Source organism: Chryseolinea sp. H1M3-3, assembly GCF_029360725.1.
Taxonomy (GTDB): Bacteria; Bacteroidota; Bacteroidia; order Cytophagales; family Cyclobacteriaceae; genus Chryseolinea.
On record NZ_JARKMY010000019.1, the window covers coordinates 319,674 to 336,678 of the forward strand.

Genomic DNA, 17,005 nt, shown 5'->3' on the forward strand with positions numbered 1-17,005 from the left:
GGGTGTCAAAGTTAACTAATCTTTTGAGAGATTGAATCAAGAAAACATGAAGCTTGCAGATAGCTTTTACCAGCGGACAAATGTCGTGAAGATTGCACGTGAATTACTGGGTAAAGTGTTGTATACGAACATCAATGGAATTGTCACTGGCGGTATGATCGTGGAAACAGAAGCGTATTCCTGGAAGGAGAGAGGCTGTCATGCGTATGGAGCAAAGAAGACCCAGCGCAATGCAGTGATGTTTGAAAACGGTGGATTTACCTATGTGTACCTCTGCTATGGCATGCATTATCTGTTTAACATCGTTACGAACCAACCGGATATTCCCGAGGCAGTACTGATCCGCGCCCTTGAACCTCTCCACGGAATTGAGGAGATGCATTTGCGAAGAGGCAAGTTGAAAAACAATTTTCATCTTACCTCCGGTCCTGGCAAGTTGACTAAAGCGATGGGCATTGACAGAAAGTTAAATGCAAAGTTTTTACAAGGTGACGAAGTTTGGGTCGAAGATAAAGGCCATCGGATTCCAACGCGTAACATCATTGCAAGTCCACGTATAGGTATAGACTATGCGGGAGAAGACGCATTGTTACCCTGGAGGTTTACAGTAAAAGGAAATGATTGGGTGAGTAAGTAAGCGAATACATTTGAGAAATGAATCAGGAGCGTATATTTGCAGCAAATTGTTTCTTTCAACGCATGAGATTTATTTTTTCCTCAGCCTTATTATTCGTGACTTTTTTATCTTCAGCGCAAAGCTTAACCACGAATTCCTTTCAACAGTCTAACACAGGTTATGATGAGCTAAACCCAGTGATCAGTCCTGATGGTCGTTCACAATATATTACAGTAGCTAATCATCCCCAGAACGAAGGAGGTAAAAGAGATCCGGGTGATATCTGGATTTCTGTGCTCACCGAAAATAATCAATGGTCTGCGCCGGTTCATGCAGGACCCGTGTTAAACGACAACAGCTACAACGCGGTAGCAGGCTTTTCGGCAGACGGAAGCCTGATGTTTTTATTAAGTCACTATGGCAGCGGTGGAAATGCGGCGCGTACACAAGGTATTTCTATGTCACGTTCAAGTGGCAACGGTTGGTCTAAGCCAGAAAACATTGCTATCCCATATTTCCAGAACAAATCCGGTGTACTGAGTGGGTACATACTACCTGATCAATCTGTGTTTATATTTTCAGCTGAAACATACGGATCCCGTGGTGTTGAAGATATTTATGTATGTACAAAAAAATCAGACGGTACCTGGTCGGAACCAAAAAATTTGGGAGGAACAATTAATACACCTTTCCAGGAGCTTAGCCCTTCCCTGTCAAACGATGGTAAGACACTCTACTTTTCAACCAATGGAAGCAAAGGTGCCGGAAGCTTCGATGTATATTCTTCAACACGGCAAGATGATACCTGGACGAATTGGTCAACGCCGGAAAATCTTGGCAATGCTATCAATTCAGAAGGACGCGAATTGTTTTATCGCCCCTATGAAAAATCTGGTTATGCTTTATATACAAGTACAAAAAATAGCGACGGTTATGGTGATGTGAAAATATTTATCAGCGGCGAACCCGCTATTCAAGATACCATACCGGCGGCAGTTCCCGACACCATTAAAATTGTGGAGGTGCCACGAGAAGCCACAGCTGATAAACGCGTAAAAGTTTATGGGAAAGTAACAAACTCAAAGACTGGTGAACCGATCAACGCAAGCATTTACTTTTCTTCCGCGTTCCTAAGTGAATCTTCTCGGTCGACCACTGAATCAGGTTACGATGTGTTGGTTCCTTCCACAGAACAATATTCCGTAAAGATTGAAGCGCCAGGGTATATCAGCACGCTTGAGAAACTTGACATCCAAACTTATGAAATGAAGGAGCTTGAAATGAATTTTAAGCTTCAGCCGGTTGAAGTTGGAACGACCGTCAATTTGAAAGACATCCTGTTTGAACAAGGTAAAACCACGCTGTTATCTCAATCATACCCGGAACTTGATCTTGTCGTTGCATTTCTAAAGTCAAACCCGAAAGTAAAAATTGAATTGGCTGGCCACACAGATAATCGTGGTATACCAGGACAAAACTTGAAGTTGTCTCAAGCGCGGGTAGAAAAAGTAAAATCGTACCTGGTCTCCAAAGGAATTGAAAAAAAACGAATTACCGGAAAAGGATATGGCGGATCAAAACCTATTGCCAGCAACGAATCCGAAGAAACGAGACTGTTAAACAGAAGGGTGGAGTTTACGATCAAGAAGTACTGAGGGTTTTTTTATCGATAAATCAACTAGTAGTTTTTTAAGGTATAGCTGGAAATTTATATTCAAATCCGGTCTTCCGTACGTCGGGGGTTCATCTATGAATCAAGGGTAAGGGACTTGTTAAAAGTCTAAACTCTCACTATCTTAGGTGGCGAGGTCGAATGCTATGCCGTTAGGACATTGAGGTCCTAAATCGTAAACAGAAGACTCATTCGGACTTCCAAACCTAACCCATTTACATTCCGTTTAAACATTAAACTTCTGCCATTATGAATATTTTAAAACGAGTTGGAAAAGGATTCCTTTTATTGCTCCAGGCTGAGATGATGTTTTATGCAGCAGTTCTTGCGATCACGGGTCTAGTGTATCTCATCAGTTCACTGCTGTAACACGTAGCCGTAATAACGGCAATTTGAACGTTAGGCCAATTCTCGAAGTCACCCAAGCATTTGGAATCACTCGGTCCAAAATCACTCTTTCTATTTTTTCTGCAACGCTGCTTTAAAATATTTCCCCTGTCTTGAAGGCGTAAAATTCCAATCCGTGAAAAGCATCGGTGACCATTGTGGATCGAAAACCCAGACCGTATAAGAGATGCCTCGTTCAGCGCAATACTTGGTTATCGCATCGCCATAAGATTCGTCGCTAATAACAGGAACATGTGCACCTTTGTCATCGGGTCCGCAGAATCCGATTTCCGTTAAAATCAACGGATATTTTTCAGCTACAAAACCCCAGTCAGCCGTCCATTGTGCTTCCCAGGGTTTCTGGCGTTTCATTGGATATGGGTGACTTACATACCCAATTCCTTCGGCGTTAATCGGATCTGTTGCCACGGGTTTAAGATCATAAGCCCAGTTAAATCCACCGACCAGGGGTACCGTTGTACATCCGTGCGCGCGGATGATTCCAATCATCTCTTCAACAAGCGCCTTCCATTGCGGCCATGTACATTGCCCAAGTTGACCATTGTAAATAGTGGGTTCATTAAAAAGTTCGAAGAAGGCTACGCTAGTATTGTCTTTATATTGTTTGGCCATGGTACGCCAAAATTCGAACGTTTCCTTTTGCGTGGTTTCATACATATCATTCTGATACATCTCCGTTCTCAAATTCCCAATGCTGTGCCAATCGATAATGACATACATCCCCATTTCCTTCGCCCATGCAATTCCCTGGTCCAGTAGTTTGATATAATTTTCTTTTCCTTGTTCACGCCATGCGGCGGGATGAACAGGAAAACGGCAAATATTAGCGCCCCAGTTTTTCATTTCCTGAAAGTATTCCTTGTTCCAGTGGCCTTCTTTGGACAATTTGTTCGGATCACTGGTATCGAGCCCACGGAAAACAATAACCTTATCGTCAGCTGTTACAAATTTATTTCCCTTGACACCGATGCGACTAAGCTCTTTGTTTTGTGAATAGGCGCTCAGACAAATAAAACAAACGAGACTAAAAGTGAGGGTTGCAAAATGGTTTTTCATGGATGTAAAGTTGAAAGCGGTTTAGCATTGGATATTTGAGTTGCATGAAACGGCATTATAATTTTTAGCGTCCTAAAAGTAATAGAAAAAATGGTTAAAAGAATTAACTTTTACCGCCTTGGGTGTATGTGAAGATCAGACATTAAAATGAGCGTGTGACATGGTGAATTACTTTGTGAGAATTGTATGCATAGGGATATTATTGGGCTATGAAAGCTATGGTCAGGGTGTAGCTCTCGATAACGTCATGCACCACTTGCGAAATGGTGGAAGCAGGGAATGGTCCGAATTCCCGTTAGATGCAAACGAAAAAGAACTCGTTATACATTTTCGCGGGCATGTCAATGTCAGTGAACAAACATTATCGTTGCAGCAATACGATGTAAAACAAAACTGGAAAATACAAATTAATAATCGCGAGATCGGTTCACTTGTCATTGATGAACAAGCCATGATGACCTACTATTCAATTCCATCGAATTTACTTCTAGATGGAGAGAATAAATTGCAAATCAAATGTAGTGACTATACAACATCGGATGATATAAAGGTTGGCAATATTAAAATTGATACGCGCCAATTGAAAGATGTGCTTTCTGAAGCTGCTGTTGAAATTAGTGTTTTAGAGGAGATATCAAAAAAACATCTTCCTTGCCGACTGACGATCGTAAATCATAATCGAATTCTTCAAACCGTAACATCACCTGAAACTGCACAGCTAGCCATCAGACCGGGCATCGTGTATTCCGGAAATGGAAAGGTGCTGCTGCATTTGCCCGCCGGACGGTATACCCTATACGCGGGCCGTGGTTTTGAATATAATGTTGATTCGATTCAATTAAATTTGAAAGCTGGAGATCATATTAAAAAAACTTTACAACTGAAACGTGAAGTTGATACGGAGGGCTGGATCAGCAGCGATACACACATCCATACGTTTACGCATTCACGCCATGGTGATGCCTCGATAGAAGAACGTGCCATTACCATTGCAGGAGAAGGAATTGAATTACCCATTCTTACAGATCATAATCTGAATATTGATTTATCACCGGCAGCAAAAGCGATGGGTGTTGCTGAGTTTTTTACACCGGTAACAGGAGATGAACTGACAACGAAATTCGGGCATTTCAATTTGTTTAAAACTTCGGTAGGAGCACCTGCCATCGATCACGAAGTAAAGGATTGGAACGATGTATTAGAAAATATCGGTGATGTTAAAAACCGGGGCGCTGTAATTCTCAATCACGCCCGTGATATTCATCACGGCTTTCGTCCATTTGGTCCGGAACGTCATTTATCCAGTGCTGGTACATCCGCGGAGGATTGGAAATTTCCAGCCAATGCAATGGAAGTTATTAACTCGGGCTCGCAACAAACTCACATCATGAATCTCTTTCACGATTGGTTTGGTATGCTTAACCGCGGTTATTTTTTAACACCAGCCGGATCAAGCGATTCGCATGATGTAAGTCGTTTTATTGTAGGTCAAGGCAGAACGTATATACAATGCAATGACAAAGATCCTGGTGAGATAAACGTCGATGAGGCAATTAAAAATTTTCGAGATGGAAAAGTGATGGTTAGCTTAGGATTAATGACTAAAATTCTTGTCAATGATCAATACGGGCCTGGCGATATTGCTCCGTATTCCAATAGGCTCACCGTTACAATTGAGGTCACGGGTCCGTCGTGGACAAATGCAGATCGCGTGGTTCTGTATTCCAATGGAAAAAAGATCCGTGAAGAATTGATTAATACACAAAATTTGGCAGGTATGAAATGGAAACGTACCTGGAATCTTCAACTTCCTAAACATGATATTTTCCTGGTTGCCATTGCAGAAGGTCCTGGTCAGGGAATGCGTTATTGGCCAATAGCAAAGCCATATCAGCCAGCGTCAACAGATTGGACACCCAAATTGATGGGCTCAACCGGCGCCGTCTGGTTTGATGGAGATAAAAATGGCAGACGGGATTCTGCCTTTGATTATGCTAAAACGATCGTCGATACGTCAAAGGGAGATGTCGACAACATCATAAAACAACTCGCCGCATTTGACGAAGCCGTTGCAATTCAAGCTGCTGTTATATTGTGGAAACAAGGGAAAATTCTGACTTCGCCGGAGATAACAAAAGCTTTGAGGAGTGCAGAGGCGAAAACAAAATCGGGATTTGAGGTAGCGACGAATGAAATAAAATTGTTGAAACGGGATTGAATCTTACACCATTAAATTACGCCGGTAAACTCTCCAGATTAATTAGTACATGAATGTGTCGAGCGAATGATGAGGACAGGATCAGAAACTAGCTCAACTATTCGTTAAAACTCTAAGGGTAAGCTATCTCGTGGGTCAAAATAGTTTCCGCAAATTCGAAGTCGGGATTATCATTATGCACTTTTATCCGTTAACTTTAATTACCGATCGATATCTCAAAATACCCTCAATAAAATGAAACCCGTTCAACAAGTAAACCGAAGGAAGTTTTTCAAAACGACTGCTTCCGTTGCTACAAGTCTCATCGGCTTTAGCGGATTAAACCAAGTTGCTTATGCAAATGAAATCGCTTCCGATGAAAGTGTTTTTGTAATCGGACCTTTGGAAGGTTATTCGCCTCAAATTGGAACATTGGTATCTATGCTGAACTATAACCGCCATACAATCATCTCTATGGTTAAATCTATGTCCATGCAGCAACTGGATTACCAGCACGATGCGCATGCCAATACCATCGGTGCCTTAATAATGCACTTAGGCGCCACGGAGAAGTTTTATCAGGCCAATACATTCGAAGGCAGGCAAGATTATAATGATGAAGAAAAAAAAATGTGGGGAGCTGCGATGAAGCTGGGCGATGAAGGCAGAAAAAATATTAAAGGAAAGGAAGTCCAATATTATATTGATGCCATTACTGAAGTACGACAAAAGACCCTGGCCGAATTAAAAAAGAAAGACGATAACTGGTTGTTAGCCGTTGATCCTGAATGGTCAAAAGAGCGCCCGCTAAACACGTACTGGAAATGGTTTCATGTCTGTGAGCACGAAGCAAATCACCGCGGGCAGATTGCATTTTTAAGAAGTCGCCTGCCAGGGGCTAAACCGGGTAATGATTAATATCGCTATTGTATATTAATGTTGCTCAATATTTCGATTTGATCTGCGCAAGTTTTTGATGGCAGGCCAAGAATATCAAACGATGCATCTTTAGCCATACTACGATTAATATGCCTGCCTCGATTTCCTTTTCGAATACAATTATCAGGGCGTTGAGACAATTATGAACAAAATTTGTTAACGAATAATTACGTTTCATGTAATTATCTGGATCCGCTAACCACCAATTGCCTATGGTACTAAACATAAACAATAAGCAACATTCAGTAAACGCTGGCCCTGACGAAAGTTTGCTGATGGTATTGCGCAATCACCTCGATCTTACAGGAAGCAAATATGGATGCGGGGAAGGCGCTTGTGGCGCATGCACTGTATTGATAGATGGAAAGGCCACCCGTTCGTGCATAACACCAGCCAGTAGCATGGAAGGAAAAGAAATCACCACCATTGAAGGCCTGGAAAAGAATGGTGAGTTGCATCCGGTACAAACGGCGTTTCTTAATGCTGATGTATTTCAATGTGCATACTGCGCGCCTGGCATGATCATGTCAGCGGTATCCTTGCTTCAAAAGAACTCAAATCCTTCGGATCAAGACATAGTATCCGCTATGCAAGGTAACATTTGCCGGTGCGGCACTTATCCACGTATTATTAAAGCAATTCAGGAAGCTTCAACGGTATAAATTATGAAAGCAGAAAAGCCAGACATTGCGCCGGAGCAGTATGAACTGTTTGAAAAACCATCGCATCAGTTTAAAATGAACAGGAGAAGCTTCTTTGAAATATTGGGAAGTGGTATTGCTGTTACGTTTACCCTCACAACCGGTTTATCAAAAGAACTGATATCACCCGTGCCGGAAGATCAGGTTGCAGCATGGATTCATGTGAACGAGACAGGTCAGGTTACTGTGTACACCGGTAAAGCAGAAGTAGGACAAAACATTCGAACTTCTCTCGCGCAAATTGTGGCGGAAGAATTCCCGGTTTCAATGGACAAGATTGATATGGTAATGGGAGACACGGCGCTTACGCCATACGATCGCGGCACATTTGGAAGCAGGTCTATTCCTTACATGGGACCACAATTGAGAAAAGCTGCTGCAACTGCTCGGGAGATCCTGATGGACATGGCCGCAGCAAAATGGAAAATTGAACGCAGACAGTTGTTCATGGAAAACGGCGTCATAAAAAATACTACAGCCGATCAATCCATAAATATTGGTGAATTAACAAAAGGCGAGAAGCTACTCAAATCCATTAATGATAAAGTAAATATTAAGCGCGTCGACGAATGGAAAGTCGCGGGAACCTCCATTAAAAAGGTGAGAGGCGAATCATTTGTTACGGGCAAACATAAGTTTGTTTCCGATATGAAGTTGCCGGGTATGCTTTATGGAAAGGTCCTTCGTGCTCCTTCTTTCGGGGCATCGCTGATATCGGTTGATGCAAAGGCTGCGAAAGATATGAACGGAGTGACGGTCGTTCACGAGGGAGATTTTATCGGAGTGGCAGCCCCCGATTTGGCTACTGCATCCAAAGCTATAAAAGCAATTAAAGCGGAATGGAAGACAACTCCTCAACCATCTCGAACGGAAATATTTGATTACATCAGGAAGCACTCGGACAAAAATGGTTCCGACGAAGGTTCCGCTGGCGATGCTGCCAATGCGTTTACCAATGCGGAGGTAAAGATTGAAAAAACATTTACGATCGACTATATCGCACATGCTCCTTTAGAACCCCGCGCGGGTCTTGCGCAATGGGCAAATAATAAACTTACGGTTTGGACAGGAACGCAACGTCCTTTTGGTGTGCAAGAAGATCTTGCGGAAGTATTTAACATGCCAAAAGAAAACATTCGCGTTATCCAACCCGATACAGGCTCAGGGTATGGCGGAAAACATACAGGCGAAGCTGGCATTGAAGCTGCGCGCTTAGCGAAAGCTGCAACTATGCCGGTGAAAATTGTGTGGACACGTGAAGAAGAATTTACCTGGGCATATTTTCGTCCCGCTGGTGTTATCGATATAAAAGCAAGCGCAGGCAAAGACGGTAAGTTAACATCCTGGGAATTTCACAATCATAATTCGGGTGGATCAGGAATTGAAACACCATATGAGGTGACCAATAAGAAGATTCAATTTCACGGCATGGATTCTCCGTTGCGTCAGGGCAGTTACCGTGGATTGGCTGCCACTGCCAATGTCTTTGCAAGAGAATGTATAATGAATGACCTCGCTAGGGAACTAAAGCAAGACCCATTGGAGTTTCGGTTGAAAAATTTGCGTGAACAGCGGATGAAGGATGTACTCCAAGCTGCGGCGCAAAAGTTTGGATGGAATAAAAAGCCGGACGCTAACCATGGCTATGGAATTGCGTGTGGCAATGAAAAGGGAAGCTATGTTGCCACCTGCGCGGAGGTATCAATAGATTCCTCAAACGCGATTCCAAAATTGCTGCGTGTAGTCGTTGCGTTCGAATGCGGGGCTATTATCAATCCAGAACATTTGAAAAATCAAATTCAGGGCGCAGTAATTCAAGGATTGGGCGGCGCACTCTTTGAACGCATTGACTTCAAGGACGGAAAAATACTAAATGCATCTTTTTCAAAGTATCGTGTGCCGCGGTTTAGCGACACTCCCGAACTGGACGTTGTCATGCTCAACCGGAAAGATATCCCTTCAGTGGGAGCAGGGGAGACACCTATTCTTGGTATTGCACCGGCAGTCAGGAATGCGATAGATCATGCAACCGGAAGGAAGATGTATGGCCTGCCGCTGGACATGACCACGTAAGCTTACAGAGACAATCAGGTAATTCACTAAATACGGAAGATACATCGTGTGACTAAGGATGCCTTTTATTGCCAGTAGTTTTTTGAACTCCCTGCCAGAAATACAAAAGGCTTGCACGACGCAAAAACGAATTTAACCTGTTCGCCTTGGCATCGTGCAAGCTCCAATTACCGCCGAAGTTTTAATACTTACGCTTTGTACAATCATTTCTTGAAATCAGGTCGCGGCTAACGATGACACTACTTGCGCTCACTATTTAAGCGACTTTAGATACGCCACATGTTGCGGCAATTGTTCCAGCGCTCGCGTAGATTCGTCTTCTATAAAAAAATGTTTAATGCCTATTTGTTTGGCAGTTTTCATAACCTCTCCAATTCCAACGTCACCTGTACCGAGCACTACATTTGTTTCCTTATCCTGGCGTCCGTTTAGATTGTCAGGTGTTCCAACTCTTCTGTCCTTAAGATGAAGGCTTTTCCAACGCGTTGGATATTTTTTTAGTAGTGCTACAGGATCTTGTCCAGGATTTTTCATCCAAAAAACATCCATCTGAAGCGTTACATATTCCGGTTTGGTGTTTTCCATAAAGTATTCGAAAAGCGTTCCTTTTCCTTCTGCATATTCTCTAAACTCATAGCCATGGGCATGATAGGATAATGTCAAGCCGTTTTCCTTTAATGTTTTGCCGGCAGCATTAAATACTTCAACTCCTTTTTTCATGTCTGCAAAGGTGAAGTTATCGCCGTCATGAGGAATCCAATAGCAGATGACGTATTGAGCACCAAGTGCTTTTGCATTCTTAATAATTTTTTGAATGCTGTCTTTGTTTTGCAGATTATCGAAACCAGCACCGGTGGCAATTACCTTTAATCCATTTTGCTCTACTAACTTTCTGAAAGCTGCGGGATCCATATTTCTGCCGCCACCTCCTTCAATCTCCGTTATCCCGAGTTCCTTTAATTTTGCGATAACTGCTGGCATTCCTTCCGGCATCATTTTACGCATCGTGCCTAACTGAATTCCAATTGCCTGCGCGTGGCTTTCCAGAACGCAGGCTGGAATGATCAGCATCAATATCAACAGACATTTCGTTGTTAACTTTTTCATGTGTTGTAATGTGTTTAGTGGTTGAGTTGCTTAGGTAACTTGGGTTTATTGAATCAGTCCCAGGCTAATTAAGCTAATTCCATGAATTGTCAAACAGGATTTTTTTCAGAGGTGGATGATATTCATTTTTATCATCTCCGCAATCCTTCGGAGGGCCATTAAAGACCAACGGTTGACAGATTCCTCATATCTTATTTAAGCGGCTATGATATTAATGCGTAACAGGATATTTTGCATACCCAATTAACCACATTATGATTTCAATGAAAGTCTTTCGCATCCGGCATGTTTATTTTTTTGCCGGTACCGTGTTTATTTTTTCCGCCTGTTCTAAAGCTAACAAAGAAGCAGACAAGGCAAGTTGGCCGGTGGTAAAATTACCCGAGGGCGCCGACACTACCAGTGAATATTGGAAAGGTATTGATCTCGAACCGAAACCTCCGGTGCTTCCATTGCCTGTCGACGAAGAAAAAGATAAGTTTATTTTGCCGAAGGGATATTCATTAGAAGCCGTGCTGACCGAGCCTCAGATCCAGCAGCCGGGTGCAATTACATTTGATGGTAACGGGAGAATGTATGTACTGGAACTTCGTTCATACATGCTAACAGCCGATTCAAAAGGTACACTCGAACCCGTGAGTGGAATTTCCCGCTGGGAGGACGAAGACAATGATGGGGTGTATGAAAGTGGCGGTATGTTCGTAGATAGCCTCGTGTTTCCGCGCTTCGTATTACCCGTTGGACCCAACAGCATTCTTACCATGGAATCCAATGCCGACAATGTTTATAAATACACCGACACAAATAACGACGGCAAAGCAGATAAGAAGGAATTTTTTACAGGCAATTTTGGTCGCGCCGGTAATGTTGAACATCAGCAGGCATTTTTATACTGGGGTATGGATAACTGGTTATACAGTACCGTTAATCCATTTCGCGTTCGCGAAACGCCAAACGGTGTTATACGCGAATCAACGGCATCGAACCACGCGCAGTGGGGAATAACTCATGATGATGACGGCAAACTCTGGTTTCAAGGTGGCTCGAATGGATTGCCTTCCTATTTTCAGTTTCCAGTTCACTATGGTGACTATATTGTTGAAAAGAATTTCGCCGAAGGTTTCGATGTGCCGTGGGGTGCACCGGTACTCGTAGCCGACATGCAAGGTGGTATGGCCGCGGTGAGGATGCCTGAGGGAACGCTCAATCGTGTAACGGGCGCATCTGGTAACGATATCTTCCGGGGTCACCGCCTACCCAAAGAGTTGGTTGGACAGTATTTTTACGGTGAGCCAGTAGCCCGTATCGTAAGACAAGTCAATACAGAAATAAAAGGTGGGTTGTCCATACTGCATAATGTATATCAGGATCAGAAAGCAGAATTTATTCGCTCGTCAGATCCGCTTTTCAGACCCGTCGATATGGCGACAGCACCTGATGGTACCCTGTACATTGTTGATATGTATCATGGAATTATTCAAGAGGGCGAATGGACACCTGTGGGTTCCTATCTAAGAGCGAAAATCGAGCAGTATCAATTGGATAAGGTGATAAACTTAGGACGGATCTGGCGATTGACATACGAAGACATGGATCGCGATAAAACGAAGCCCAGAATGTATGAAGAATCATCGCAGGAATTGTTAAAGCACCTCAGTCACCCGAATGGCTGGTGGCGCGATATGGCCCAACAGGTATTAGTGCAACGGCAAGATAAATCTGTAGCCCCAGCGTTGGTTAACATCGTAAAAACAAGCGATAACCTGGTAGCAAAATTCCATGCACTATGGGTATTGGAGGGCATTGGAGCGCTGGAATCGCCGCTCGTTAAAGAACTGTTAAAAGATTCAAACCCACGCATGCGGGCGATGGCGCTTTGGGTAAGCGAATCACTTTATAAAGCTGGAGATAAGTCCTTTGCCGATGACTATCTTAGCATGATGGACGACAAAGACACGCAGGTAAAAATGCGTGCTATGATGACCGGTAGACTTTTGAAAATTCCGGGCACCAATGACAAAGTTAAAAAGGTTATGGCGAGTGATACGACGGCTGGTGTCCAGTTAGTAGGAAAGCAAGTTTTGGAACCACCCGTGGTTACCGCCTTTTTTGGAAGAAGTAATCCAAACTTCAGCGAAGAAGAGCAGGCACTTGTAAGCGAAGGGGCGAAGATTTTCAGCAGCCTGTGTGCAACATGTCATGGTCCGCTGGGCAACGGAACGCCTGCTGGCCAGGGCAAGCTATTAGCACCATCGTTGGTGGGCTCGTCTCGCATCCAGGCCCATCCTGATTACATTGTTAAAACCCTTCTTCATGGCATGACGGGGGATATCCAGGGTGAATCGTATGCAGGTATTATGATGGCGCCTATGGGTAGCAATAACGACAAATGGATCGCTTCCGTCGCCTCTTTTGTAAGGGCCAATTTCGAGAATGAATCTTCATTGATCACGCCAGCCGACGTAGCACGCGTGCGGAAGGAAACTGCGCAGCAAAAATCTATGTATAAGTTTGATGCATTGTGGGCATCCATTCCAAAAGTGCTGGAGGCTGATCCGCAATGGAAAATGACCGCAAGTCATACAGGGGAAGTCCGGAAAGGGAGCACCGCATCGGCACTTGGAGCGTTTAACTTTGAAGGTTGGACCACGGGCGTTACGCAACAAAAAGGGATGTGGTTCCAGGTTGAACTTCCAAAAGTGGCAACCATTTCTGAAATTCAGTTTAAGTCGCCACCGATCAACAGGGGCTGGAGACAAGGCTCGCCACCACCTATTCATACCTATCCAAGGGGATATGACTTGGAAGTCTCCATGGACGGCAGTCAGTGGACGAAAATAGTTAGCGATGGTGAAGGCTCCGGAGCAAATACTACCATTCGATTCAACCCGGTTCAAGCAAAATTTTTCCGCATTACGTTGACTAAATCAGAATCCATCGTTCACGGAGAAAGAAGGGGTCAACCATTTGACTATGAAGTGGCATGGACAATGCGAGAGTTTAAACTGTACGGTTTCTTATAGGGAAAACAAATGATCCGCTAATCAAAATTAGAATCCTGTTGTTTAATCCAGAAGATAAGAAACAACGGATGGGTACAAACGCAATCAAAGAAAGGAAGAGACTTTTAGCCAGGATTGAAAATCTCTTTGAGGGTCCACTGATCATACTCGGATTTATCTGGCTGATTTTACTGGTTGTCGAACTTGTGTTCGAGACGAACCCATTGCTCGAACGAATTGGTGTCGTCATTTGGATTATTTTCATTATTGATTTTTTGTTGAAGTTTTCTCTTGCGCCAAAGAAAGTTCAATACATCAAGTCGAACGTACTAACGGTGATCTCCTTAGTCGTACCTGCGTTACGTATTGCACGCGTCTTTCGTGTCGTACGGATTCTGCGGTTTTCAAGAAGTTTAAGATTGGTTAAAATTATCGGCAGTCTAAATAGAGGTATTAAAGCGCTATCCGCCACGATGGAGCGGCGGGCTTTCGGATATGTTTTGCTGTTGACAACAATTGTAATTTTTGCAGGGGCGGCAGGAATGTATGCCTTCGAAAAAGATATTACCGGAGGATTAAACGATTATGGTACGGCACTTTGGTGGACCACCATGATCATGACAACGTTAGGTTCCGAGTATTGGCCTCAAACCCCAGAAGGGCGGGTGCTATGCATAATCCTATCGCTATTCGCCTTTGCTGTCTTCGGATACATCACTGCGACTATTGCAACATTTTTCCTCGGACGGGACGCGGAAAACAAAAAGGCTGAGATTGCCGGTGCAAAACAAATTGAGATGCTCCAACGTGAGGTCCTTGAGATGAAAGAAATATTAAAATCTTTTGAGAAGAAAATTCGAACTTGATGCATCAGCATAATCATGAGATCTTTTGCAAAAGCGTCAAGGACTTTTGTCCTGGAGACCTTAATTTCCTGGCATAACCATGGAATGTTGTGCGGAAACGGTATTGCCGTAGGTAATAATTCTCTTGTTTGAATTTATTAATGAATATTGACACTAGCCTGAACATCTACATTTACAATTTCATCAAGCGTAAGACTTTCTTCACCGATTTTAAAGTCAAGTCGATTGATTTTAAAATTGGCGGTGTAAGAAATTTTGCGACTTTCCTGCCTGACGGTTAGAGGCACAATAATATTTTTCGTTATTGATTTAATGGTGATTGCGAATTCAGCATCGAACTTATTTTTGCCGGTTTTCTTGAAACGAATGGAGCGAACATGAATTTTTGGATAATTCTCTATGTCGAAAAAGTCGCTTCGCTTAAGGTGTTTATCCCGAATGTCAATTCCAGTTCTAATAGTAGCTGGATCCAAGATGGCCTCCATAATTCCATGAGACGGATCGTTGATATCAAATTCAATTTTTGAATCAATGACACCGATAGACCCTTCAACGTCAAACCCAGCATTATTGACGTTGAAGTTTACCGTGCAACTGGGCACAGGCGATGTGTTCATTTGTGCTGATTTAATTGCCAACACAAAAAGAAAAATTGTCAACATCTTCATAGGGTTTTCATAAAGGCAATTAACGCACGCTTATCACCATCACTCAACTCCATGCCAAACGGATGGCCCTTCACGGCCATCGTCTTGACGTGTGGTGGCTTGAATCCGGTGGGAATAAAATCAGGTTGAAGTCGTTTAGGATCCAGCACTTCTTCCAGTGTACTAAGGCTACCGTTGTGAAAGAAAGCGCTTTGATACCAGACACCTCGCAATGATGGCACTTTGTAATAGCCTGTTCCTCGTCTGGTATACAAGGCGGATACTGAGTCTGTTTCTACGGATACATTAAAGATGTCGTACTTTTCAAAATGTTCTTTAGGAGGCTCAAACCCGTTCACCGGTGTGAGCTTGTTATTGGTGTACAACGGAGGCGTATGGCATGAAACACATCCGGCTTTGGCGAAGACTGCCCGTCCTCGTGTAATTAATTCAGCGGGAAACTTGTTTGGATTTTTTGGTGGTTTAAGCGAATAGATGTATTGCGTCAATGCATACAGCTGTGCGTCTGTATATTTCTTTCCGACATATCCAAACGGATGATTCCATTCCTTGGGAGCTGGTAGTTCTGAATTCTTGTTTTTTCCGCCTGGAATATAACCGTTATAAGAAGTAAGCATGTCCATTCCTTGATTGAAGGCTGCATAACGCATGAGGTCGCCGGGACCATTATGTCTCATTAAGCCGGTGCGATCAAAATACTTGATGTCTTTAATCCCGATCAGGCTGGGCACCGCGAAAGGATATTCGTAACCACCACCTTGCCGGTCTATGACACCACCGGGTGCTGACTGAATATAGTCCGCAAACTCATTCGCATTCGAGGGCATAGTCTTTACGTTGGATGGTGACCATGGTGCATAATTCAATTGATGTGATCCTTGCTGCAAAATTGGAAAAGGAATTTTTCCACTACGGATTGCATTTGCAAAATTTGTATTGTTAAAAAGATTTCCCTGTGCCCCTGCAATCACTTCGCCGTTATCCATTATTCGGGTGTGACACGACGCGCAGGAAACTGATCCAACCATAAGTTTTCCTTTCTCCGAAAGTACATAGCGATTGAAAGGGTAAATGCCGTCAAGGGTAGTTCTCCCGTTTGAACCTTCGAATAAACTTTTGCTTAACTTTGACACGCTGTCATTCATAGGGCTATACGCAACTGGCCAGTTAAAAACAAGTTCCCCAGCTTTGATCCAATCTTCTGGTGTTTTTAGTTTGGTCGGATCAAAGACTACCTCGGGCTCAAGATTTCTCAATGAATCGACATAACCTGGTTTTTCAAATTCCCTGAGGTATACCGGAAATGTTTTGTAAATAATATGATCCGGTAACGAATTGTAATATTCCTCTGGCGCATATACTACCTTCACGCTAGCGTCAGGTGGAGGTAGATGGAATGCCTTGATAGCTTCTAAGTTCCATGTTTTTGGTATGCCATTGAAATTTTTTATAAACGAAGTGACGGGAAGTATCATTAAAGTACCCGCAAGCAGGAGAATGATTTTTTTCATTTGATAAGTTGTAAAGTGACGTTAACAAAAAAGTGTATTCGCCTTATTGAGAATTTTTTGTGGCACAAAGTTTTAGAATTGCCGCTGGTGTAGAAATAGTACTAAAGAATCAATTTCATAACCCTATTCTGAAAAATCACGTATAGATACTATTGCTTCCAACGTTGACAATAATTAGGTGACACTTTG

Annotated in this window: 12 protein-coding genes; 8 read left to right on the forward strand and 4 right to left on the reverse strand. The window is 43.1% G+C overall.

Going from position 1 to position 17,005, the window contains the following annotated elements; translation table 11 throughout:
- Positions 1 to 46 precede the first annotated feature (46 nt).
- Positions 47 to 637, forward strand: coding sequence for a DNA-3-methyladenine glycosylase (locus P2W71_RS28360; protein ID WP_276374936.1), 591 nt, complete (start codon positions 47 to 49; stop codon positions 635 to 637).
- Between the two features lie 62 nt (positions 638 to 699).
- Positions 700 to 2,271 (forward strand): OmpA family protein, encoded by a 1,572-nt coding sequence (locus tag P2W71_RS28365; RefSeq protein WP_276374937.1) that lies wholly within the window; start codon positions 700 to 702, stop codon positions 2,269 to 2,271.
- Positions 2,272 to 2,747: 476 nt separating this feature from the next.
- Here P2W71_RS28365 and P2W71_RS28370 read toward each other — a convergent pair whose 3' ends face one another.
- Positions 2,748 to 3,752: a glycoside hydrolase family 5 protein gene (locus P2W71_RS28370; protein ID WP_276374938.1), complete on the reverse strand. Its 1,005-nt coding sequence runs from the start codon at positions 3,750 to 3,752 to the stop codon at positions 2,748 to 2,750.
- A 160-nt stretch (positions 3,753 to 3,912) separates the two neighbouring features.
- Here P2W71_RS28370 and P2W71_RS28375 point away from each other — a divergent pair, with 160 nt between their 5' ends.
- From P2W71_RS28375 to P2W71_RS28390, 4 genes are all read left to right on the forward strand, one after another.
- Complete coding sequence (locus P2W71_RS28375; protein WP_276374939.1) at positions 3,913 to 5,970, forward strand: CehA/McbA family metallohydrolase; 2,058 nt, start codon at positions 3,913 to 3,915, stop codon at positions 5,968 to 5,970.
- A 234-nt stretch (positions 5,971 to 6,204) separates the two neighbouring features.
- Positions 6,205 to 6,867 (forward strand): DinB family protein, encoded by a 663-nt coding sequence (locus P2W71_RS28380; protein ID WP_276374940.1) that lies wholly within the window; start codon positions 6,205 to 6,207, stop codon positions 6,865 to 6,867.
- Positions 6,868 to 7,100: 233 nt separating this feature from the next.
- Complete coding sequence (locus P2W71_RS28385; protein ID WP_276374941.1) at positions 7,101 to 7,550, forward strand: (2Fe-2S)-binding protein; 450 nt, start codon at positions 7,101 to 7,103, stop codon at positions 7,548 to 7,550.
- A 3-nt stretch (positions 7,551 to 7,553) separates the two neighbouring features.
- Positions 7,554 to 9,662 (forward strand): molybdopterin cofactor-binding domain-containing protein, encoded by a 2,109-nt coding sequence (locus P2W71_RS28390; protein ID WP_276374942.1) that lies wholly within the window; start codon positions 7,554 to 7,556, stop codon positions 9,660 to 9,662.
- A gap of 252 nt (positions 9,663 to 9,914) precedes the next feature.
- Here P2W71_RS28390 and P2W71_RS28395 read toward each other — a convergent pair whose 3' ends face one another.
- Positions 9,915 to 10,769 (reverse strand): sugar phosphate isomerase/epimerase, encoded by an 855-nt coding sequence (locus P2W71_RS28395; protein ID WP_276374943.1) that lies wholly within the window; start codon positions 10,767 to 10,769, stop codon positions 9,915 to 9,917.
- Between the two features lie 263 nt (positions 10,770 to 11,032).
- Between P2W71_RS28395 and P2W71_RS28400 the strand changes: the two genes are divergently transcribed.
- Both P2W71_RS28400 and P2W71_RS28405 read left to right on the forward strand, forming a co-directional pair.
- Positions 11,033 to 13,792: a discoidin domain-containing protein gene (locus tag P2W71_RS28400; protein WP_276374944.1), complete on the forward strand. Its 2,760-nt coding sequence runs from the start codon at positions 11,033 to 11,035 to the stop codon at positions 13,790 to 13,792.
- Between the two features lie 38 nt (positions 13,793 to 13,830).
- On the forward strand, positions 13,831 to 14,637 hold the full coding sequence (locus P2W71_RS28405; protein WP_276374945.1) for an ion transporter: 807 nt from the start codon (positions 13,831 to 13,833) through the stop codon (positions 14,635 to 14,637).
- Between the two features lie 137 nt (positions 14,638 to 14,774).
- Here the strand turns inward: P2W71_RS28405 and P2W71_RS28410 are convergent, their stop codons facing one another.
- Positions 14,775 to 15,305 (reverse strand): YceI family protein, encoded by a 531-nt coding sequence (locus P2W71_RS28410; protein ID WP_276374946.1) that lies wholly within the window; start codon positions 15,303 to 15,305, stop codon positions 14,775 to 14,777.
- Entirely contained in the window at positions 15,302 to 16,816 is a 1,515-nt protein-coding gene (locus P2W71_RS28415) for a hypothetical protein (RefSeq protein ID WP_276374947.1), read from the reverse strand. Before P2W71_RS28415 ends, P2W71_RS28410 begins: the two co-directional genes overlap by 4 nt.
- Positions 16,817 to 17,005: the final 189 nt, after the last annotated feature.